The sequence below is a fragment of the Bordetella genomosp. 11 genome (genome assembly GCF_002261215.1).
Taxonomy (GTDB): domain Bacteria; phylum Pseudomonadota; class Gammaproteobacteria; order Burkholderiales; family Burkholderiaceae_B; genus Bordetella_C.
Map to the genome: position 1 here is coordinate 1,437,965 of NZ_NEVS01000001.1, position 20,409 is coordinate 1,458,373.

General features: G+C 63.6%; 18 protein-coding genes, 5 pseudogenes and 1 other annotated feature. Of the genes and pseudogenes, 18 read left to right on the top strand and 5 right to left on the bottom strand.

Going from position 1 to position 20,409, the window contains the following annotated elements; translation table 11 throughout:
- Positions 1–145 precede the first annotated feature (145 nt).
- The 8 genes from CAL28_RS06470 (at position 146) to ltrA (CAL28_RS06505) (ending at position 7,098) form a co-directional block, all read left to right on the top strand.
- Positions 146–1,060, top strand: a complete 915-nt coding sequence (locus tag CAL28_RS06470; protein WP_094840509.1) for a DUF3577 domain-containing protein — start codon at positions 146–148, stop codon at positions 1,058–1,060.
- Between the two features lie 148 nt (positions 1,061–1,208).
- Positions 1,209–2,036, top strand: a complete 828-nt coding sequence (locus tag CAL28_RS06475; protein ID WP_094840510.1) for a DUF932 domain-containing protein — start codon at positions 1,209–1,211, stop codon at positions 2,034–2,036.
- Between the two features lie 95 nt (positions 2,037–2,131).
- Positions 2,132–2,821: a DUF3275 family protein gene (locus CAL28_RS06480; protein ID WP_094840511.1), complete on the top strand. Its 690-nt coding sequence runs from the start codon at positions 2,132–2,134 to the stop codon at positions 2,819–2,821.
- A 95-nt stretch (positions 2,822–2,916) separates the two neighbouring features.
- On the top strand, positions 2,917–3,249 hold the full coding sequence (locus CAL28_RS06485) for a hypothetical protein (RefSeq protein ID WP_176463896.1): 333 nt from the start codon (positions 2,917–2,919) through the stop codon (positions 3,247–3,249).
- A 96-nt stretch (positions 3,250–3,345) separates the two neighbouring features.
- Complete coding sequence (locus tag CAL28_RS06490; protein ID WP_094840513.1) at positions 3,346–3,753, top strand: hypothetical protein; 408 nt, start codon at positions 3,346–3,348, stop codon at positions 3,751–3,753.
- A 16-nt stretch (positions 3,754–3,769) separates the two neighbouring features.
- Positions 3,770–4,030, top strand: coding sequence for a hypothetical protein (locus CAL28_RS06495; protein ID WP_094840514.1), 261 nt, complete (start codon positions 3,770–3,772; stop codon positions 4,028–4,030).
- Between the two features lie 76 nt (positions 4,031–4,106).
- Positions 4,107–4,757, top strand: coding sequence for a hypothetical protein (locus CAL28_RS06500; RefSeq protein WP_094840515.1), 651 nt, complete (start codon positions 4,107–4,109; stop codon positions 4,755–4,757).
- Between the two features lie 727 nt (positions 4,758–5,484).
- Positions 5,485–7,098, top strand: a complete 1,614-nt coding sequence (gene ltrA / locus CAL28_RS06505; RefSeq protein WP_254926006.1) for a group II intron reverse transcriptase/maturase — start codon at positions 5,485–5,487, stop codon at positions 7,096–7,098.
- Here ltrA (CAL28_RS06505) and CAL28_RS06510 read toward each other — a convergent pair.
- The 3 genes and pseudogenes from CAL28_RS06510 to CAL28_RS06520 form a co-directional block, all read right to left on the bottom strand.
- A pseudogene (locus tag CAL28_RS06510) lies at positions 6,989–7,489 on the bottom strand (IS3 family transposase); the annotation flags it as partial. The gene ltrA (CAL28_RS06505) and the pseudogene CAL28_RS06510 overlap by 110 nt on opposite strands.
- 83 nt (positions 7,490–7,572) lie before the next feature.
- Positions 7,573–9,090, bottom strand: a complete 1,518-nt coding sequence (gene ltrA, locus CAL28_RS06515) for a group II intron reverse transcriptase/maturase (RefSeq protein ID WP_094840516.1) — start codon at positions 9,088–9,090, stop codon at positions 7,573–7,575.
- 680 nt (positions 9,091–9,770) lie between these two features.
- Positions 9,771–10,525: pseudogene (locus CAL28_RS06520) on the bottom strand (IS3 family transposase); the annotation flags it as partial.
- Positions 10,116–10,232, bottom strand: a sequence feature (AL1L pseudoknot). It overlaps the preceding pseudogene by 117 nt.
- A gap of 232 nt (positions 10,526–10,757) precedes the next feature.
- On the opposite strand from CAL28_RS06520, the gene ltrA (CAL28_RS06525) reads away from it, so the two are divergent.
- Together ltrA (CAL28_RS06525) and CAL28_RS06530 are read left to right on the top strand one after the other, a co-directional pair.
- Positions 10,758–12,440, top strand: a complete 1,683-nt coding sequence (gene ltrA / locus CAL28_RS06525; RefSeq protein ID WP_094840517.1) for a group II intron reverse transcriptase/maturase — start codon at positions 10,758–10,760, stop codon at positions 12,438–12,440.
- Positions 12,441–12,548: 108 nt separating this feature from the next.
- A pseudogene (locus CAL28_RS06530) lies at positions 12,549–12,782 on the top strand (DEAD/DEAH box helicase); the annotation flags it as partial.
- Between the two features lie 133 nt (positions 12,783–12,915).
- On the opposite strand, the gene CAL28_RS06535 reads toward CAL28_RS06530, so the two are convergent.
- Together CAL28_RS06535 and CAL28_RS06540 are read right to left on the bottom strand one after the other, a co-directional pair.
- Positions 12,916–14,226, bottom strand: a complete 1,311-nt coding sequence (locus tag CAL28_RS06535) for an MFS transporter (RefSeq protein WP_094840518.1) — start codon at positions 14,224–14,226, stop codon at positions 12,916–12,918.
- Positions 14,227–14,235: 9 nt separating this feature from the next.
- Positions 14,236–14,493, bottom strand: a complete 258-nt coding sequence (locus tag CAL28_RS06540) for a metal-sensing transcriptional repressor (protein ID WP_094840519.1) — start codon at positions 14,491–14,493, stop codon at positions 14,236–14,238.
- 223 nt (positions 14,494–14,716) lie between these two features.
- Here CAL28_RS06540 and CAL28_RS06545 point away from each other — a divergent pair, with 223 nt between their 5' ends.
- From CAL28_RS06545 to CAL28_RS06575, 8 genes and pseudogenes are all read left to right on the top strand, one after another.
- The gene (locus CAL28_RS06545) at positions 14,717–15,316 is read left to right on the top strand and encodes a PilL N-terminal domain-containing protein (protein ID WP_094840520.1); all 600 of its coding nucleotides are present in this window, start codon (positions 14,717–14,719) and stop codon (positions 15,314–15,316) included.
- Complete coding sequence (locus CAL28_RS06550) at positions 15,313–15,954, top strand: hypothetical protein (RefSeq protein WP_094840521.1); 642 nt, start codon at positions 15,313–15,315, stop codon at positions 15,952–15,954. Before CAL28_RS06545 ends, CAL28_RS06550 begins: the two co-directional genes overlap by 4 nt.
- 14 nt (positions 15,955–15,968) lie before the next feature.
- Entirely contained in the window at positions 15,969–16,694 is a 726-nt protein-coding gene (locus CAL28_RS06555) for a TIGR03759 family integrating conjugative element protein (RefSeq protein ID WP_094840522.1), read from the top strand.
- Positions 16,676–16,843, top strand: a pseudogene (locus CAL28_RS30275) (lytic transglycosylase domain-containing protein); the annotation flags it as partial. The gene CAL28_RS06555 and the pseudogene CAL28_RS30275, both read left to right, overlap by 19 nt.
- Positions 16,844–16,970: 127 nt before the next feature.
- A pseudogene (locus CAL28_RS30280) lies at positions 16,971–17,393 on the top strand (lytic transglycosylase domain-containing protein); the annotation flags it as partial.
- Positions 17,390–17,938, top strand: coding sequence for an integrating conjugative element protein (locus CAL28_RS06565; protein ID WP_094840523.1), 549 nt, complete (start codon positions 17,390–17,392; stop codon positions 17,936–17,938). The pseudogene CAL28_RS30280 and the gene CAL28_RS06565, both read left to right, overlap by 4 nt.
- A 4-nt stretch (positions 17,939–17,942) precedes the next feature.
- Positions 17,943–20,135 carry a type IV conjugative transfer system coupling protein TraD gene (traD, locus tag CAL28_RS06570; RefSeq protein WP_094840524.1) on the top strand — a complete coding sequence of 731 codons (2,193 nt, stop codon included), beginning with the start codon at positions 17,943–17,945 and terminating at the stop codon, positions 20,133–20,135.
- A partial coding sequence (locus tag CAL28_RS06575; protein ID WP_141218146.1) for a DUF4400 domain-containing protein occupies positions 20,132–20,409 on the top strand: 278 nt, incomplete at its 3' end. The genes traD and CAL28_RS06575, both read left to right, overlap by 4 nt.

Consider the following 20,409-nt stretch of genomic DNA (forward strand, 5'->3'; position numbering starts at 1 on the left):
GCCAGCTCGCACCGCATCCATCCGCGAGCGGCCACCAGTCCTGGTGGCGGATGCTTTCGCCTTATCAACCCACCGCGGGGTTACGCACCTTTCCCCGCATGCGTGGGGCCGGTGTGTCTCCGCTTCATCCCAATGGAGATTCACCATGAGCACCACGTCCAACGAGAAATCGTATTTCGACCTCCACACCTCGGGCATCGGCTACATCCAGCGTGCCCGCGAGGTTCCCGTCCGGGGCGGCCGCCGTGCGCAGCCCTTCCTGGCATGCACCATCGCCGCACTGGTCGGTTCCGCCAAGGACCCCAGCTACCGCTACTTCGACGTCAAGGTCTCGGGTGCCGAGGCCAAGAAACTGGTCGAGCGCTACATCGGCGTTGACGATCCCAAGGAGCGGCCGCTGGTGCGCTTCCGCCTCGGCGACCTCTGGGGCGATGCGTACATCCGCGACAAGGGTGAGCACAAGGGCCAGGCCGCCGCGTCTCTGAAGGCGCGACTGCTGAAGGCCGAGCCGCTTGACCGGGCCGAACTGGCTTCGATCAAGCAGCACGAGCTGATCACCCGCGGCATCGGCTACCTCAGCCGTCCGAAGGACGTCTCCCCCAAGGATGGCGATCCCTTCCTGTCGTGCTGCGTCGCGGCACTGGCCGGGCCTGTCGGTGAACCGGAATATCGGTACTTCGACACCATCGTCGCCACCCCTGAAGCCGAGCATCTGGTTCGCCGGTGCGTGCAGGCCATCGAAGGGGACCGCAAGGTGCTGATCGCCTTCCGTCTGAACGACATGAAGATCGATCCGTACATCCGCACCAAGGGCGAGCGCGCCGGGGAACCGGGAGCGAGCCTGGAATCGACGCTGGTCCACATCGGTCTCATCAAGATCGACGGCACCCAGGTCTATCCGACGAGCCAGGCGCAAGCCGAGGCGCCGCAAGCCGAGGACGCACCCGCGCCCGAAGCCGAGGTTGTCGCCGACACCGCTGCCGACCAGCCTGTCGAGCCCGCCGAGCGCGAGCCCGCAGGCGAAGTCGAGGAGGAGCCGGCATTGGCTGCTTCGTTCTGAACCGGCATGGCCCCTCACGGGGCCTTGCCGTTCTCATCCCCGCAACCGCTGCGCCCCATGGCGCCCAGCGCGTCTGCGTTCTTCATCCCCCGAGTTCCGCGTGGTTTCAGGACCGCGCGGTTGTCGCATTTCTCCAAGGAGAACCACCATGTCTCTGGCATCCCGTTTTGCCCCGCAGTCCCCGATCCTGCGTTCCGATCGCCCGCTCTCGGATGACCGCATCCGTTCCGTTGCTCCATCGATCTTTGCCGACGCTCCGCATGGGAGCCGGTCCGAACGGTATGCCTACATACCGACCGCGACCGTGCTGACCAAGCTGCGCCAGGAGGGGTTCGAGCCCTTCATGGTGTGCCAGACGCGCGTGCGCAACGAAGACCGGCGCGAATACACCAAGCACCTCATCCGACTTCGCCATGCCAGCCAGATCAACGGCGACGAGGCGAACGAGATCATCCTGCTCAACAGCCACGACGGCACGAGCAGCTACCAGATGCTGGCCGGCATGTTCCGGTTCGTCTGCCACAACGGCCTGGTCTGCGGTGACACCACCGCGGACATCCGTGTTCCCCACAAGGGCGACGTGGCAGGTCAGGTGATCGAAGGCGCCTACGAAGTCCTCGAAGGCTTCGAGCGCGTGCAAAACTCGCGCGACGCGATGCGCACCATCACCCTCGATGAGGGCGAAGCGGAGATCTTTGCGCATTCCGCCCTCGCGCTCAAGTACAACGACCCGGCCAAGTCCACGCCTGTCACGGAGAGCCAACTGCTGGCACCCCGCCGCTGGGACGACCGCAAGGGCGACCTGTGGGCCGTCTTCAACCGCGTCCAGGAGAACCTCGTCAAAGGAGGTCTGAGTGGACGCTCGGCCAACGGCCGTCATCAACGCACCCGTCCGGTGCAAGGCATCGACCAGAACCTGCGCCTGAACCGGGCGCTGTGGCTCCTGGCCGAAGGCATGCGCCAGCTCAAGGCGTGATGCCTGGCGGACCTCGCTCATCTCGGGCGAGGTCCAGTTCATCTCATCCACCGGGTGCCCTCGGCGGCCCGTCACTCATCAACAGGAGAACCATCATGGCAACCACATCGGCACCCGGGCAATCGGTATCACCCATCATCGTTCCGGGGCAACTCGCGCTGCGCACCATCCGCGGCAGGAACGGCCCGTTCACGGTCGGCCGCCTCACCACACACCTCGGTGTGTTCGAGGTCAAGGACCCCGAGCTGGAGCAGTACCCCGAAGGCAAGTACGACGGGGAGTTCATCATCCGCTACATCTTCCCGCGGTCCTATCCGGTCGGTGGCGGGATGCGGTTCGAGATCCGCGCCAGCCTCGACGGAATGACGCTCATCGGTATCGACAAACTGAGCCGCGACGAAGCACGCGGCTTCGCCACCCAGGACGTCGATCCGCTCGATGAAGAGCAAGGGACGCAGCCTGCGGCAACGCCGGCCAAGCCCACCAAGGTGTCCAGGCCCGCCAAGCCCGCCCCCGAGCAGGTGTCCGCGGACCCTCTCGTCGATACCACGCCCTTCGGCGTGGATGCACCGACGCCCGCTGCGGCGGCTGCCCACGGCGGCACCGAGGACGGCGACGCCGGTCTGTTCGGCCTGCTCTGGCCGCTGGGCGAGTCCGTGAAACTGGATTCGACCATCGACCGCCGCACCCTGCGTGCTCAGATCGCCCGCCTGGGCGAAATGGGCTACGCGCTGGACTTCAAGACGCAGGAGTGGAGCCGCCAGGCCGAACTGCAACCTGCGTGATCGGAGACGCTGCATCCGCGGTGTTCTTCATCCACCCGCCGGGGTTCTTTCCCCATGCGGGGGAGACCCCGGCCTTTTCTTTGGAGGTCTCCATCATGTCCAACATCGCTTCAGATACCCACCGTTCCGCACTGGATGAAACCGCGTGGCGGGCTGTCTGCGAGACGGCTGCCAAGCAAGCCATCCATGGCTGCGGACAGTCTCACGACTGGTACGTGGAACTGTTCAGTTCAGAAGTTGACGTGCAAGTACATCGGTTACCCGAGCATCAGCAGGCATATGCCCTGCAGATAGCAGAGGAATACGGGGACTACGCAACACCCGCCGAAAGGCAGGAGACTCAGGACTGGAATGCCGAAAACGGTATTTGCATGCACGGCATCGATCGGGATTGCTGCCCGGCCGGTTGCGGTGATCTTGAGTACTGACACGCGACTTCATCGCTGCTAACGCGGCATTCCATCACCCGCTGGGGGTTCTCCCCCGCGGGGAGGCCTCCGGCTCCACTTTCCAGGAGGCCTTTCATGGGCTGGTATTTCTCCCCCCAATCGCGATCTGAACTGATCGCGGAACTGATCGCACCGCAAGAGACCGAGCGCGCCAGCGTCAAGGTCATCGCCCACGCGCTGCGTGGCAACGTCCTCTGGTCCGTCGCCGAAGTGACGGCCAAGGCCGAAGGTGTGCATCGTGATCTGGCGCCGGGCCAATCCCTGCGCTACATCCGCTGCGATCTGCTTGAACGCAGCGGAAGCCAGTGGGGTTACAAGCCGCTGGAAGAGTCCATGCACCCGTACTACTACTCGTGCCCGCTGTCCTATCTGGATCTCGCACCGGAGCAGTCCGCCGAATGGCGTGCAGGCGTTCGCGCCCACCACGCGCGGCGGCGCACACCGACGGCTTCCACGGCACCCGCCGCAGCGCTGTTGGTCTGAGCCAGGAGGAACCGACATGGACCCGATCCTGGCCGCGCTTCCGCCCTCGCTGCTGAAACTCGTTGAAGGCAGTTTGTCCAACGACGAAGTGTCCTCCGACGAGGAAATGCAGGAGTACTTCATCGGCAATGGCCTCACCGAGGAACAGGCGCGGCAGGCACTGACCTACCGCGACCAGTACCTCAACAACATCTACCTGGACGGCTTCACGCCGATTACCGCGGTGGACGAGGCACTTCACTTCAACCCGCACACCCGGCAGTTCGAGCCGGACTGAGCGGTTTTCTTCCACCCCTTGGGGCAGTACTTGCCCCAGCGGGCGGTGCTGTTCCCGTTCATCCGAGGACACCACCATGCCCGCAGACACTTCTTCCACCACGCTTTACCGCATCGACGAATGCCCCGACGTGATGGCCGACGCTTGCGTCGGCGATGACCAAGGCAACCTCGTCTTCCTCTCGATCTGGGCGCGGGACACCGCCGTCCAGCAATTCCTCGCTCGCCTGACCCTCGGGCGCGACGAGCAGGGACTGGACCAGTTCCACGTCATCACCGACCAGGGCGGCAGCGTCCCGGTGTTCATCGGCAACGTCGATCGTCTGGAAAAGTGCATGACTCGCGCCTACCGACGAACGCTGTTCGGATCGCTCTCCAACGTGTGGCTGTTCGATCGCCGCTGCGTGAAGCCCGACAAGGCCAACGCCAGCGCGCTCGCACTGCTGCCACGCGGCAACGCCCACCGGCTTGACCGCATGTGGACGCTGGTGCGGGACACCTGCCCGTTGCCGCTGCTCGATCACTGGCGCGAGACCGTGCTGGAACTGCTGCAAACCCGCGAGATGCTGGCCCGCCTTCCGTTCGCCCTCGGGCCACTGGAGGGTCATCGGCTCGCCATCGACGTGCCGGCGCTGACCCTGGCGCTGGGCTCCTTGATCCGCAGTGACGTACTCACCGCCTATCCCTATCCGGCCAAGATTTGGACGCCGGATGCGGTAGCGGCTTGACCCACCCGCGGAAGCACGCCTCGGCGTGCTTCCGCCTTTCATCCCCGCCAACCAGGAGACTTCCATGGCCCTCATGTTCCCGCGGCTCGCCCGCAATTTCGTGAAAAACGGGGTGTGACGTGAAGTCACGTGAGTAATTGTCTCAGCCCCTCGGGGTTAGCGAGACCTGATATTCCGCTATCAGTAGCCTACCGACACATGCGACTTCGGCAACGAGGTGGTGTGAAGCTGTCGGGACAATGTAGACCTCCCATGAGGGAAAGGTCCTTCCGCGAGGGAGGGCCAAATCTGCCAGCATCAAGGCGGATGGGTCGCTAGGCTGAGCGACATGGTTAACGCAAGTGAACTGCTGATAAACACTGTAATAGCGAACAAGCCAAAGATGCTGACAGGCTTGGGCCAAAAGGCAACGTAGTCGGTCAACCCTCGTCCGTTTGGGGTTGCGCGGACATCACGACTACCGGTGAAAAGGCAGAACCTAACTCGCTCTTGTTACTCACGTGGAACACGGTAAGCCCGTACCACCGCCCCTCGGGGCAGGCAGACCGTAAGGAATGCTGTTGGTGGTGCGGGTAGAGGAATGTGGAAAAGGCGAATGCCGTCCTGTAATGGGACGGATAGGGATTGAGCCGCAAGGCAACATCATCCTGCGCGAAAGCGAGCAGACTTCCACTTGGTCTTTCTCTACGAGAAAACTTGTCCAACCTTCTATAAGAGGGAATTGCAGATGACTACGCAAGAAATTGCTTGCGCGGGTGCGCCCTCACACGAATCGGTCACATGGCACAGCATCGACTGGGCCAAGTGTCACCGTGAAGTGCGAAGGCTCCAAGCGCGTATCGTAAAGGCGACTCGGGAAGGAAAATACGGCAAGGCGAAATCCTTGCAGTGGATTCTGACCCACTCGTTCAGCGGCAAAGCATTGGCCGTCAAACGAGTTACTGAAAACCAAGGAAAGAGGACTCCTGGTGTGGATCGCGTCACGTGGTCAACGCCGGAGACCAAATCCGAAGCAGTGTTGTCCCTTCGCCGTCATGGCTATCGACCCCGCCCGTTACGGCGGATCTATATTCCAAAAGCCAATGGCAAGAAGCGGCCTCTCGGTATTCCCACGATGAGGGATAGGGCTATGCAGGCACTATACCTGCTGGCTCTCGAACCCATCGCGGAGACGACCGGGGATAAGGACTCTTACGGGTTCCGCCCCGGCCGAAGTGTGGCAGACGCCATCAGGCAATGCCACACGGTGCTGGCTTGGAAACGCTCTGCGGAGTGGGTCCTTGAAGCCGATATCGAAGGGTGTTTCGACAACATCAGCCACGATTGGCTCGCCGAGAACATTCCGATGGACAAGGCGATCCTCAAAAGCTGGCTCAAGGCCGGATACGTCGAGAGCGGTAGTTTGTTCCCGACGGAGGCAGGTACTCCACAAGGGGGGATCATCTCCCCGGTGCTGGCGAACATGGCGCTGGATGGATTGCAAGAGGTTCTTGGCAAATCGTTCTTCAGGACGAGGCGCCAGAACAAGCACTACGATCCGAAGGTGAACTTCGTTCGTTACGCCGATGACTTCATCGTCACGGGGTACTCGCGTGAGCTACTCGAAATAGAGGTGCTGCCACTGGTGGAGAAGTTTCTTGCCGCCAGGGGCCTCAACATCTCGAAAGCGAAGACTCGCGTTACTCATATCTCGGAAGGGTTCGACTTCCTGGGCAAGAACATCCGCAAGTTCAACGGGGTGTGCCTGACCCAGCCATCGAAGAAGAACACGAAGGCTTTTCTAGATTCGATCCGAGGTTTGATCCGTGCCAACAAGGCAGTGAAACAAGACGCCCTCATCGGCATGCTCAATCCACGCATCAAGGGTTGGGCGGAATTTCACAGTGCCGATGCTTCATCCCAGACGTTTACTCGCGTCGATGCAGTCATATGGCGCAGCCTATGGCGCTGGTGCAGGCGGCGGCATCCAAAGAAAGGGGCCTATTGGGTTAAGGAAAGGTACTTCCACCGGATAGGCAACAGGAATTGGGTGTTTGCTGCGGACGATGGTCAGAGGTTCCCTGACGGCAACGTGAAATGGAAGATGCTGCGCATAGCGGCGGATACCAAGATACGACGCCACGTCAAGGTCAATGGCCTAGCCAACCCGTTCGATCCCGAATGGGAAAGCTACTTTGAAGCTCGCTTGAGCCAGAAGATGAATCGCCCCGGGTTTCGCGGAGGCCATTTGGTTAAAGTAAACCGGCCTCTTCGGCGGTTCTGTCGAGTTGGCTGTAGTAGTTTGCCTCAGCCTCGGCGGGCGGGATATAGCCGATCGATGAGTGCAGGCGTTTATGGTTGAACCAGGCGACCCATTCCAAGGTGGCCAGCTCGACGGATTCCCTGCTTTTCCAGGGCGCACGACGGTGGATCAGTTCGGCTTTGTACAGGCCGTTGATCGTCTCGGCCAAGGCATTGTCGTAGCTGTCGCCCCGGCTACCGACCGAGGGCTCGATGCCGGCCTCGGCCAGCCGTTCGCTATAGCGGATGCTCACGTATTGCGATCCCCTATCGGAGTGATGGGTCAGAGAACCGTCATTGCCGGGCTGACGAGCATACAGGGCCTGCTCCAGCGCATCGAGTACGAAGTCCGTCGTCATGGACTTGCTCACGCGCCAGCCGACGATGCGCCGGGCGTAGACGTCGATGACGAAGGCCACGTACAGCCAGCCCTGCCATGTCGAGAGTGGAGTAAGAGACCGGGCGTAGTCGAGCTATCTCCCGGCCTCTCCTCCCCGAACCGGACTTGCACCTCTCAGCGCATCCGGCTCTCCGTTCAAGCGTTGCTCATAGCAAAGGCGACATCGGGATAGCGTGACTCGATGGTACTGCGTGCCTCATCGCGCAGGATGTACGGATTCTCCGACGGGTTACGCCACCTGAATTGCCCCTTCCGGCTGGTAACAAGACGCCGAAGCGCCACCGCCCCGTACCAACCCCGACTATTCTGGCCATGAAGCAGCCATGTCTTGGCCTGTCCCGGTTCTGGCGCCCGCACATGATCGCGCATCAGCGACCTGAACCCGCGCCGATACCTGCGCGCGAGCCAATATCCGAACTTCCAGAACACGGTCCGGTCAAGTTTTCTGAACATGGTGGCCGTGTAGTCAGTGTATTGATAGAAGGCGGCCCAGCCGGCAATCTGCCGATTCAGGCTCTCCATCAGGTCCATCCGGTTCATGCCGTAATTGCCCGACAGTTGTTTGACTAACCGCTCGGCGAAGCCCCGATACTTCTCCCACGGAATCGTCGTCACCGGCCGCATGCGGCCGCGTGGTCCGCGCTTACGAATGATCCGGTGACCGAGGAAGACGAAGCCGTCGTTCACGTGCGTGATATGGGTCTTCTCCATATTCAGTGTGAGCTTCAGTTCGCCTTCAAGGAATTGCCTGCACGCCTCGCGTACTGCCTCGGCATGCGCTCGCGTTCCCTTGACCACGATCACAAAGTCATCCGCGTACCGACAGTAAGAAACCGCTGGCTTCCACTGCCGGTTTTCTCGTACAGTAATGGGACGCTGCTTGAGAATGGCGAAGTTCCACGCCCACCGATCCTTCCGCACCTTCTTGCTCAGGTAGTTCTTCTCCATCCACGCGTCGAATTCGTGCAGCATGATGTTGGATAGGAGCGGTGAGATGACACCGCCCTGGGGAACCCCCTCGCTTGCAGCGCGAAACAGATCGCGATCAACGCAGCCCGCCTTGATGAACTTCCAGAGCAGGGCAAGGAAGCGCTGATCGGCAATGCGCTTGCGGATTCCCTTCAGAAGCAGACGATGATGAACGGTGTCGAAGTAGCTGGCGAGGTCGCCCTCGATAACCCAGCGTCCGGCAACACTGTGTTCGTCACCATCCTGCAACTGAAGCTTCACCGTGCGAATCGCGTGATGTACGCTTCGGGCCGGTCTGAAGCCATATGAAGCCGGATGGAAATCACTCTCCCATATCGGCTCCATCGCCATCAGCATGGCCCTTTGCACAATTCGATCCCGTAGACAAGGGATGCCGAGCGGTCTGAGCTTGCCGTTCGCCTTCGGTATGTACACGCGCCGCGCAGGCAGCGGACTATACGAGCCCGCCAACAGTTCGTCGCGTATCGTCGCCAGTTCATGCTGGAGATTCGCTTCCATCATGCGCTTGTCAACACCGTCCACTCCCGGTGTGCGGGCTCCGCTGGATGCCAGCGTAATGCGAGCCGCTTCGCTCAGCCAATCCCTGTCAGCAATCAGTCTCAGGAGACGATCGAACTTGCGCTCTTTGTTCTCCGTCGACCATGCCGCCAGTTTGCTTTGCATTTCACTGATTATCAAAGGTCTTCACCTCACTGTGGTCAGTTAATCAACCAAGCAAACCACTTCAACTGCCTCCCTTCGCCATGTGACCGGCTTTCCCGGTCTCGGACTACTACGGAGGCTCCGCCAGCTCGCACATCATCGGGGGCACACTCCCTTAACATCTGTGCAAGCCTTCCCCAGTTCACATGCTGGACTCAACGCATGGGCGAGGCTGCCTGTCGCAGTCTTTATCCTTGCTTGCCGCAAGTCGTCGCGAACACCACGGTCTAGCTGCGCGCTCCCCGTGGACCCTTGCTGATCAGCTTACCTGTCCGGTCAGCAATCGTGCCGCCGGGCCATACGTGTGACCGGCAACAGTTCGCGTCCTGCCCGTAAAGCGGTGTGGGCAGGGGTGACATTTCAACCCTCAGATGCGGTTTAACAGGTTCGTGTTCCTCAACCGTCCCATGCTCAGCCTGGAGGCTCATCTTGGCGTAACCGCTTCGCCGCAAGCCCCGTTTCCCACGGACTACGTCACCTTGCCAGTGTCGGCAAGTCACCGCCGCTTCGGCTCACTTCCTCTCGCAGCAGAGGAAGGGCATGCCCCGGTACTACAACGTCAACTCCTCCGGGTACTGCATTCCAAACATGCTCAAGCAGTTTCACCCCCATACGGGCGGGCCACGCTGGCTGGGCGTACCGTAGGTGAAGTCCGAGACCCAGAGCTGGTTCGGCCGATCCGCCCGGAACTGCCGGTTGACGCGATCCAGCGGCTGGGTGGCCGCATCGTCGGGAACTGTGGTGCGCAACCGCTTGCCGCGCCGCACGCCTTGCAGGCCCTGGGCGCGCATCAAGCGCTCGACCGTGCAACGGGCAACCGCCACGCCTTCGCGGTTCAGTTGCCGCCAGACCTTGTCAGCGCCGTACACGCGATGGTTCTCCTGCCAGACCCGATGGACATGCGGCTTCAGATGTTCGTCACGCCGAGCGCGGTCGCTGCGCCGCGATGGATCGCGCAGCCGCGCGGCGTGGCGCCGATAGGCCGACGAGGCAACCTGCAACACCTTGCAGATCGGCTCGACCCCGTAGACCTCCCGGTGCCGGTCGATGTAGGTGTTTACGACTTCAGCTTGCGGTCGAGCTCCGCCTGCGCGAAAAAAGCGCTGGCCGTACGCAGAATGTCGTTGGCACGGCGAAGTTCGCGCACCTCTCGTTCTAAGGCCTTGATCCGCTCGCGCTCGCTGGTGGTCACGCCATGGCGCTGCCCGCTGTCGACTTCATGCCGCTTGACCCAGGTCAGCAGCGTCTGCGCCGAGCAGCCGATCTTGGGCGCAATGGACTCGACCGCCACCCATAGCGACGGGTACTCGCTGCGGGACTCCTGCACCAGGCGCACCGCGCGCTCGCGCACTTCCGGGGAAAACTTGTTCGCGTTGTTCTTGCTCATGGCTCGCATTCTCTCAAGAGTTGGAGCCTCCGCGATACCCGGGGCGATTCAAGGTGAACCGTAAGGAACACTGTTGGAGGTGCGGGTAGAGGAAATGTGGAGAAAGCGAATGCCGATTCTGTAATGGGACGGATAGGGGTTGAGCCGCAAGGCGATATCACTTCACGCGAAAGCGGGCAGACTTCCACAATGGTCTTTCTTTACGAGATTGTTTGAAGAACCTTTATAGGAGAGAAAGCAAATGACTACGCAAGCTGCTTGCGCGGGTGCGCTCTCCGGCGACTCGGGCGGATGGCACAGCATCGACTGGGCCAGTTGCCATCGGGAAGTCAGGAGGCTGCAAGCGCGCATCGTAAAGGCGACGCAGGAAGGCCGCTGGGGCAAGGTGAAAACCTTGCAATGGCTGCTGACCCACTCGTTCTCGGGCAAAGCAATGGCCGTGAGGCGGGTGACTGAAAACCAAGGCAAGAAGACTCCGGGCGTTGACAAGGTGGTATGGGACACCCCGGAGAAGAAGTTGCGTGCCATGGGCGATCTGAAGCGCAGGGGCTACCGTCCCGCGCCGCTGAAGCGCGTCCACATCCCCAAGGCGAACGGAAAACTCCGGCCGCTCGGTATCCCGACGATGAAGGATCGGGCCATGCAGGCGCTTTATCTGCTCGGCTTGCTCCCCGTCTCGGAGACCACGGCGGACGGATGCTCCTACGGCTTCCGTCCGGAGCGTTCCGTCGCCGACGCCATTGAACGGTGCTTCATTGCACTGGGACGGCGTGATGCAGCCGAATGGGTACTTGAAGCTGACATCAAGGGATGCTTCGACCACATCAGCCACGACTGGCTTCTGGGCAATGTGCCCATGGACAAGCGCGTGCTGGAAAGGTGGTTGAAGTGCGGTTTCATGGAAAAGGCGATTTGGTCTGCGACCGAGGCGGGAACGCCACAGGGCGGCATCATTTCCCCGACGCTTGCAAACTTCGCTCTGGATGGTCTTGAGCAGCTACTGTCGAGGACCTTCTATCGGACGATGCGGCGCGGAAAGATGGTGCATCCCAAGGTACACCTGATTCGGTATGCAGACGACTTTGTGATCACCGGCAACTCGCAGGAGTTGTTGGTCGATGAAGTCAAGCCATTGGTGGAGCAGTTCCTGGCAGAACGCGGGCTCACGTTGTCCGCGGAGAAGACCAAGGTGACGCACATCGGCGAAGGCTTCGATTTTCTGGGTCAGAACGTGCGCAAGTACGATGGGAAACTGCTGATCAAGCCATCAGCGGCCAACTATTCGGCTTGCGTCAACAAGATTCGGGAGATCGTCAAATCGCACAAGACGGCCAAGCAGGCCACGCTGATCAAGAAGCTGAACCCGGTCATTCAAGGTTGGGCGAACTTCCATCGGCATGTGGTTGCCGCACGTCAATTCCAGTGTCTGGACCGCGATATCTGGCGCGCACTCTGGCGGTGGGCCAAGCGCCGGCATCCGAACAAGAACCATACGTGGATTCGCGAGCGGTATTTCCATGTAATCGGAAGTCGGACTTGGGCGTTCGCATGCGAACGCGAAGAATGCGACAGCAACGAAAGGCGCTGGATTGAGCTTCGCAGGGCAAGCGACACCAAGATCAAGCGGCACACCGTCATCCGCGCGGATGCAAATCCGTTCGACCCTGCGTGGGAAACCTACTTCGAGGACCGTATCGGCACCAAGATGAAGGACAACCTCGCAGGCCGGAAGCGGCTTCTGCACTTGTGGTTGGAACAGGACGGGAAGTGCCCCGTCTGCGGTGAGCCTCTCACCAAGGAAAGTGGGTGGCACGTTCACCACATCGTCCGTCGTGTCGATGGTGGTTCCAATCTGCGTGGCAATCTGGTCATGGTCATCCGAACTGCCACAACCAGATCCACACCCTTGGTCTTGCAGTTGTGAAACCGGCTCCAGCAATGGGGCTTTGAAAGGCTTGAGCCGTATGAGGGGAAACTCTCACGTACGGTTCTTAGGGGAGGATGTGGCGGCAACGCCATGTCCTTACCCGACTCGCTCCAGCAGGCGGCACGCCGCTCCTGGCGCATCGGGCAGAAACAGCCGGTGCGCGTGATCTACCTCGGCTACGCTGGCTCCTCGCAGATGACATGCCTGGAGCTGATGGCCAAGAAGATCATGGTCTCGCAGTCCACCTCGGGCGACGTGCCCGAATCGGGCCTGGATGTGCTCAACCAGGACGGTGATTCCGTCGAGGTCGCGCTGGCCCGGCAATTGGTTGCCGCCTGATCCCCACGCCAATGCCGGCCTCGCGCCGCCGGCTTTCCGTTGTTCCCACCTTGCAGCCACGCCCACGGTCTCCGTGGACGTGGCTGCGCTTTTTTCCCCCAAAGCGGGCACTGTAGCTCTTGAACCAGAAGCGTTATAGGTTCGGCCATCGCTGATGCAGGTCATCTACGATGAGCTGATGGCGGTGCTTGTTCTGGTTGGAATGGGCGCGCACATGGGGGTGATCCGGCGTTAAATCCGGGTGGTCGTGTGCGATATCAGATGGATCGCCGACGGGCCAAAGCCTTAGTGCAAGCACTACGCCGACAAGGCCGATCAAGGACATAACGATGAAGGTTGATTGCAGTCCGGAGGCAGCCCCGAAGCGTCCCGCCAACGGATAGCAGATCAGCCAGCAGGCATGCGACAGCGCGAACTGAGCAGCGAATATCGCGGGCCGATCCTCGGCATGGGCCGAACGGCGCAGCAGCCGACCGGAAGGCGTCTGTGCCACGCTGTAGCCGAAACTGATCACCATCCAAAGCGGCAGTAGCTGAACATAGGATGGAGTCAGCGCCCCGATGGCCGTACCGATCACCAGCACCGCCGCTCCCGTGACCATGACAGGCCGATCCGCCAGTTTGTCGAGCAGCCCGGGCAGCGCAAACGCGGCGATCATCGAACCGCCCCCGAACGCCGCCAAGGCCCAAGCCACTTCCGCTTCGCCCAGGCCGAAGCGCGCCTTCACGATGACCACCGTATTCACGATCACCATCGCCCCCGCTGCCGACACGGCGAGGTTGATCGCCAGCAGTCCTCGCAGCCGCGGCGTTGCAAGGTAGAGGCGCATGCCTCGCGTGGTGCGCTCCCAGATGCCGCGACGCGGGCCGGGCGCGGAAGTGGGCAGCGTCACGCTGACCACCAGCGCGGCCGAGATAAGGAAGCCAAGCACCGTCCCGGCGAACAGGTTGTGGAAGCTGATGAGGGTTAGAAGCGCCGCCGCCAGCATCGGAGAAACCAGGCTTTCAAGGTCGTAGGCCAGCCGCGAGAGCGAAAGCGCCTTCGTGTACGCCTCCTCGTCAGGCAGGATGTCCGGGATGGTCGCCTGAAAAGTCGGCGTGAATCCAGCGGAGGCCGCCTGCAACACGAAGATCAGCACATAGACGTGCCAGACCTCGGTGACGAATGGCAGACACAGAGCAACGGCCGCCCGAGCCAGATCGAGGGCAACCAGCAGCGATCTGCGCGGCAAGCGGTCGGCGAACGCCTGAGCGACCGGGGCGATGCCGACATAGGCAAGCATCTTGATGGCCAGCGCCGTGCCCAGCACCGCTCCGGCGTTCGCGCCGGCCAGTTCGTAGGCGAGCAGGCCCAGCGCCACGGTCATCAGGCCAGTGCCCACCAGCGCGATCACCTGCGCAGCGAACAGGTGACGATAAGTGCGGTTCCTCAATACGGTGAGCATCTCATCCCCTCAAAGCAGTTTGGCCAGCGCTTTCATTTCAGCAAGGACGGAGTCCGAGTCATGGTCTAGGCAATGGTCGATGTGGTCGTGAATCAGCGCACGCTTTGCCGCCGTCACCGCGCTTTCCACCGCCGCGAGTTGGCGAGCGATGTCAAGGCAAGGTTCGCTCCCCTCGATCATGCCGATCACATGCTGGAGATGGCCTTTGGCGCGCTTGAGCCGCTTCACCAGATCTGGGTGGCTTGTGTGTTTGGTGAACTCTGTCATATGGAAATTGTATCCCCCCCCGGGGGATATGGCAAAGAACGAATACTTCGTCACAGGTCGAAGAGGGTCGAAGCCTTTAGATCGCTCAGATCCCTTCTGACGAAGGACGCTCTGTAATCCCAAAGGCGCGGCACAAAACGGATAAGGCCCAGTTCGCATTCCTGGCTGACCGCACGGCGGTGCGCAGCCAAGGTAACGGCATCGCAACCGACGAGCCGATGCCATGTGCCCCTCTCCACCCTGGTTTCACCATCCCGAACGCCGCCTGCTGGCGGGTTTTCTCGGCCTGCTTTGGTCGGTGCTGGCTGGCGGCTGCGCGACGACGAGCGCGCCGGTCGCGCCCGACACCATCGAGGAAGTCTCGGCCGCGCCCGCACCCGAGGCGCCCGAGTCCATCCCCGTCGTGCGCTACGGCCGCTACACCCTCGTGGAACTGGCACCGACAGCAGCGCAGCGCGACCTGCTGTTGCAGACCATCGACGTGTCGATGCCCGAGGATGCCCGTGCCACGGTCGGCGACGGGCTACGGCATGTGCTCAAGCGCAGCGGTTACGGCTTGTGCCAGACGGCGCACGCGGTGATCGAGTTGTACGCACTGCCGCTGCCGGCGGCGCACCTGCACCTCGGCCCCATGACCCTGCGCGATGCGCTGCTCACCCTGGCTGGTCAGGCCTGGGAACTGCACGCGGATGACCGCGCGCGGCAAATCTGCTTCGAGCGGCCCGGCGACAGCATGACCGCCGACAACGTACCCGCGCCGCCCACCACCGAGGCGGTGCAGACGTTCCCGCTGGCGCCCGCGACATCGGGAGGCCAGCCATGAACGGCCCGCAACCCGCCCAGCGTTCAACGGCCGCCGTGGTGGTGCAGAGCCTTATGTGGCTCTGGCTGATCGGCCTCAGTGTCCTCGTTGCCCTCGGCTACCAGGCGATGAACGACCAGGCCGACCAGGAGCGCCTCGATTCCCGCCTGCAACGCCTCGAAGCGCAGGCAACAGGCCTGGCCGAGACCGTCGAGGCTATCCAGCAGCGTCCGGCCGTCGCCACGGCGGCAGACCTCAAAGACACCCGCCAAATCCTGGAGGCACGCGCGGCCCTGGTCGAGAAATCGCTGAGCGCCTATGCCGCCGCCGATGACCTTCAGGCATTGCGCGCAGAAGTCGAGCAGATCAAGACGCGCCAGACCGCCGCGCGCGCCGCCGCACCTGCCCAGCCGCGCGCACCGAGCAAGTCAGCCGCCAAGACGGAACCACCACCGCTCCCGTTCCGCATCGTCGGTGCAGAGCTTCGCGCGGGCCAGCGCAGCGTGTCCGTCGCGCCGAGCAGCGGGGACTTCACGCCCGACCAGCTTCAGGTGCTGCTACCAGGTGATGCGGTCGGCCCGTGGCGCTTGCAGGCCGTCGAGGGCAGCACCGCGGTGTTCCAGGCCGGCGACCAGACCCGCCGCGTGGCGATTCCCTGACCGGAGCAGATCGCATGAAGCCATCGATCATCCTTTCCGCGCTCCTGCTGGTGTCCACCCAGTGGCCCGCCTGGGCGCAGCAGCCCGCCACGGCTCCCGCCCGCAATGCGCAGAGCCAAGAGCGCGCGCTGGCCGCTCGCGCTCTGGACGACCGGGTGGCGAGCGACTGGGGCCTGCAACCGCAGGAGTGGGCGCGCTACCGCGAACTGATGGACGGGCCACTGGGCGTCTACTCGCCCAACCTGGACCCGCTATCGGCTCTGGGCATCGAGGCGCGCACCGACGAGGAACGGCGCCGCTACGCAGGGCTGCAGGTGCAGGTCGAAGCGCGCCGCGTGGAGAAGCTGCTTGCCTATCAGCGCGCCTACGACGAGGCCTGGCAGCGCCTGAACCCCGGCATGCAGCGAGTGAACCTGCCGGACGACAAGCCGGTCGCCAGAGCCACGCGCGGCTCCGGCCGCACAGCGGTGTTCGTCAAGGACGGCTGCGATGCCTGCGGGCAGCTCGTGCAGCGCCTGCAATCGGCGGGCACCGAATTCGACCTGTACATGGTCGGCAGCCGCCAGGACGACGGGCGCATCCGCGACTGGGCCAAGCGCACGAACGTCGATCCGGCGCGCGTGCGCAGCGGCAGCATCACGCTCAACCACGACGGCGGGCGCTGGTTGACCTTGGGGGTGCCCGGCGACCTGCCGGCGGTCGTGCGCGAGGTGAACGGCCAATGGCAGCGCCAGCCATAGCCGCACCCCTGCGCGCACTGGTGCTCGCCGCTGGCCTGTGCGCCTGCGTCGCCCAAGCCCAGGAGGTTCCGCCACCGGCCTACCAACTCGCCGCGCAGCGCGCAGGCATTCCTTCGACGGTGCTCTACGCCGTGGCCTTGCAGGAGAGCGGCATCCGCCGCAACGGGCGCATCGTCCCGTGGCCGTGGTCGCTCAATGTGGCCGGCCAGTCACGCCGCTATGCGACCCGCGCCGATGCCTGCGCGGGCTTGCAGCAGGTGATGCGCTCCACACCGCGGCATCCGCCGCAACGGGCGCATCGTCCCGTGGCCGTGGTCGCTCAATGTGGCCGGCCAGTCACGCCGCTATGCGACCCGCGCCGATGCCTGCGCGGGCTTGCAGCAGGTGATGCGCTCCACACCGCACACGCGCATCGACGCGGGCCTGGGCCAGATCAACCTCGGCTACCACCAGCAGCGCTACGCCAGCGCGTGCGACCTGCTGGACCCGTACCGGAATCTGGCCATCGCCGCCGAGATCCTGCGCGAGCAGCACGCCCCCGGCGAGGACTGGTTGCTGGCGATTGGCCGCTACCACCGTCCTGCCGGGGGCGAGCCTGCCGCCCGCTACCGGCGCAGCGTATCCCGCCACCTCGCCCGGGTGCAGGGCGCACGCCCAACCGCCACGGTTCTCGCCGCACGCCAGGAGACATCCCCATGACGACATCCCATCTGGCCCATCTCTCGGTGAAGGGCCTGCTCGTACTGCTGGCGGGTCTGCCGCTGGCCTCGCTTGCCGGCGAGCCGCTGATCGTGGTCGAAGACCGCGGCGGCACGTCGGCGCTGCCGTACTACGAAACCCTGAACCTCCAGCCGCGTGCCAACGCGCCGGCCCGGCCGCCCATCCCGACGCCCCAGGTTCCCGCCACTCCGGCGGACGAGGCCGCGATGCTGCCGGTGCGCAGCGCCAAGCTCACGCCCGGCACCGTCGCGCGGCGGGTCATCGAGGCCCCGGGCCTGCGGCCTTTCGTGGTCGTCGGCGACGACGAGGCGTCCCATGCCTGGTTGCGCCGCCAGGCGGCCGCGCTGCGCGAGCGCGGCGCGGTCGGTTTGGTGGTCAACGTCGAGACCGTCCAGGGCCTGGAGCGATTGCGCGCACTGGCGCCCGGCGTGCCCCTCGCGCCCGTGTCCGGCGACGACCTGGCTGAGCGTCTGGGTCTGCGGCATTACCCGGCGCTGATCACGGCCACCGGCATCGAGCAATGAAGCCATGTCGGGAAAGCAACCCGTCGAGGTCTTGTTGCGGCCAGCGGTGGAGCTATACACCGTCGCGGCGTGTGCAGGCGCCGCGTTTCTGTCCCTGGTGGCCCCGTGGTCGCTCGCGCTGAACCCCGCCATGGGCGTCGGCAGCGCGCTGGCGTTCGGGGCCTATGGCGCGATCCGCTACCGCGATGCCCGCGTCATCCTGCGCTACCGGCGTAACATCCGTCGCCTGCGGCGCTACGTGATGACCAGCAAGGGTGTGCCGGTCAGCCAGCAGCGGCTGTTCGTGGGGCGCGGGTTCCTGTGGGAGCAGAAGCACACCCATAGGCTCATGCAGACGTACCGGCCGGAGTTTCGGCGCTACGTGGAGCCGACGCCGGCCTATCGGCTGGCGCGCAGGCTGGAGGAACGGCTGGAATTCGCGCCGTTCCCGCTGTCCCGGCTGTCGAAACTCACCGGCTGGGACGTGCCTTGCAACCCGGTGCGGCCGCTGCCGCCGGTGGGCGGCCTGCCGCGCCTGCACGGCATCGAACCCGAGGAGGTGGACGTCAGCCTGCCGCTGGGCGAGCGCGTCGGCCACTCGCTGGTACTGGGCACCACGCGCGTCGGCAAGACCCGGCTGGCCGAACTGTTCGTGACGCAGGACATCCGGCGCGTGAACGCCGCGGGCGAGCACGAGGTGGTGATCGTCATTGACCCCAAGGGCGATGCCGACCTCCTGAAGCGCATGTACGTCGAGGCCAAGCGCGTGGGCCGCGAGGGTGAGTTCTACATCTTCCATTTGGGCTGGCCGGAAATCAGCGCCCGCTACAACGCGGTGGGTCGCTTCGGTCGGATCTCGGAAGTGGCGACACGCATCGCGGGACAGCTCTCCGGCGAAGGCAACAGCGCGGCATTCCGCGAGTTCGCATGGCGCTTCGTCAACATCATCGCCCGCGCCCTGGTGGAGCTGGCACAGCGGCCCGACTACATGCTGATCCAGCGGCACGTCATCAACATCGACGCGCTGTTCATTGAGTACGCCCAGCACTACTTCGCCAAGACGGAGCCCAAGGCCTGGGAGGTGATCGTCCAGATCGAGGCCAAGCTCAACGAGAAGAACATCCCGCGCAATATGATCGGGCGGGAAAAGCGCGTCGTCGCGCTGGAGCAGTACCTCTCCCAGGCGCGCAACTACGACCCTGTGCTCGACGGCCTGCGCTCTGCCGTCCGCTACGACAAGACGTACTTCGACAAGATCGTCGCATCGCTGCTGCCGCTGCTGGAGAAGCTCACCAGCGGCAAGATCGCGCAGCTCCTGGCCCCGAACTATTCCGACCTGGCCGACCCGCGCCCGATCTTCGATTGGATGCAGGTCATCCGAAAGCGCGCCGTGGTCTATGTGGGCCTGGATGCGCTCTCCGACGCCGAGGTCGCCGCCGCGGTCGGCAATTCCATGTTCTCCGACCTGGTGTCGGTCGCAGGCCACATCTACAAGCACGGGATCGACGACGGCCTGCCGGGCGCCTCGGCCGGTGCGCGCGTGCCGATCAATGTCCATGCGGACGAGTTCAACGAGTTGATGGGCGACGAGTTCATCCCGCTGATCAACAAAGGCGGTGGCGCCGGACTGCAAGTCACCGCGTACACGCAAACGCTCTCCGACATCGAGGCGCGCATCGGCAACCGCGCGAAGGCCGGCCAGGTGATCGGCAACTTCAACAACCTCTTCATGCTGCGCGTGCGCGAGACGGCCACCGCCGAACTGCTGACAAGGCAGCTGCCGAAGGTCGAGGTCTATACGACCACCATCGTGAGCGGCGCGACCGACAGCTCGGACATCCGTGGGGCGACGGATTTCACGTCGAACACCCAGGACCGCATCAGCATGTCCAGCGTGCCGATGATCGAGGCGTCGCATGTCGTCGGCCTGCCCAAGGGGCAGTGCTTCGCGCTGCTGCAGGGTGGTCAGCTATGGAAAGTTCGCATGCCGCTGCCGGCGCCAGACCCGGACGAGGTGATGCCGGCGGACTTGCAGCAACTGGCCGGATACATGCGCCAGAGCTACAGCGAAGCGACGCAGTGGTGGGAGTTCACCAGCTCCCCGGCCTTGCAGGACACGGGCCTGCCCGACGACCTGCTGGACGATGCCGCTGCGCCCGGGCCTGACGCGGTGACCACCGCCACCGGCGACAGAAACGCCGACGAGGCCTCGCCATGAAGGGTGCCGCCTCGACTGCGCAACGGGAGCAGAACCAGCGCCAGGGCCTGATCGCTGGCACCATCACCTTGCCGTTCCGGCTGCTCGGGGTGCTGATCGGCTCGCTGCTGTTCTCGATCGTCGTGGAGTGCGTCGGCATGCACCTGTTCTGGCAGGACCAGGGCTGGCGGCACTCGCAGCAGATGTTGCAGTACGAGCTGGGGCATCTGTCCAGCCACTTCACGCGCAGCGTGGTCGTGCAGGAGCCGGGGCGCACGGCGCACGAGTTGGTGGA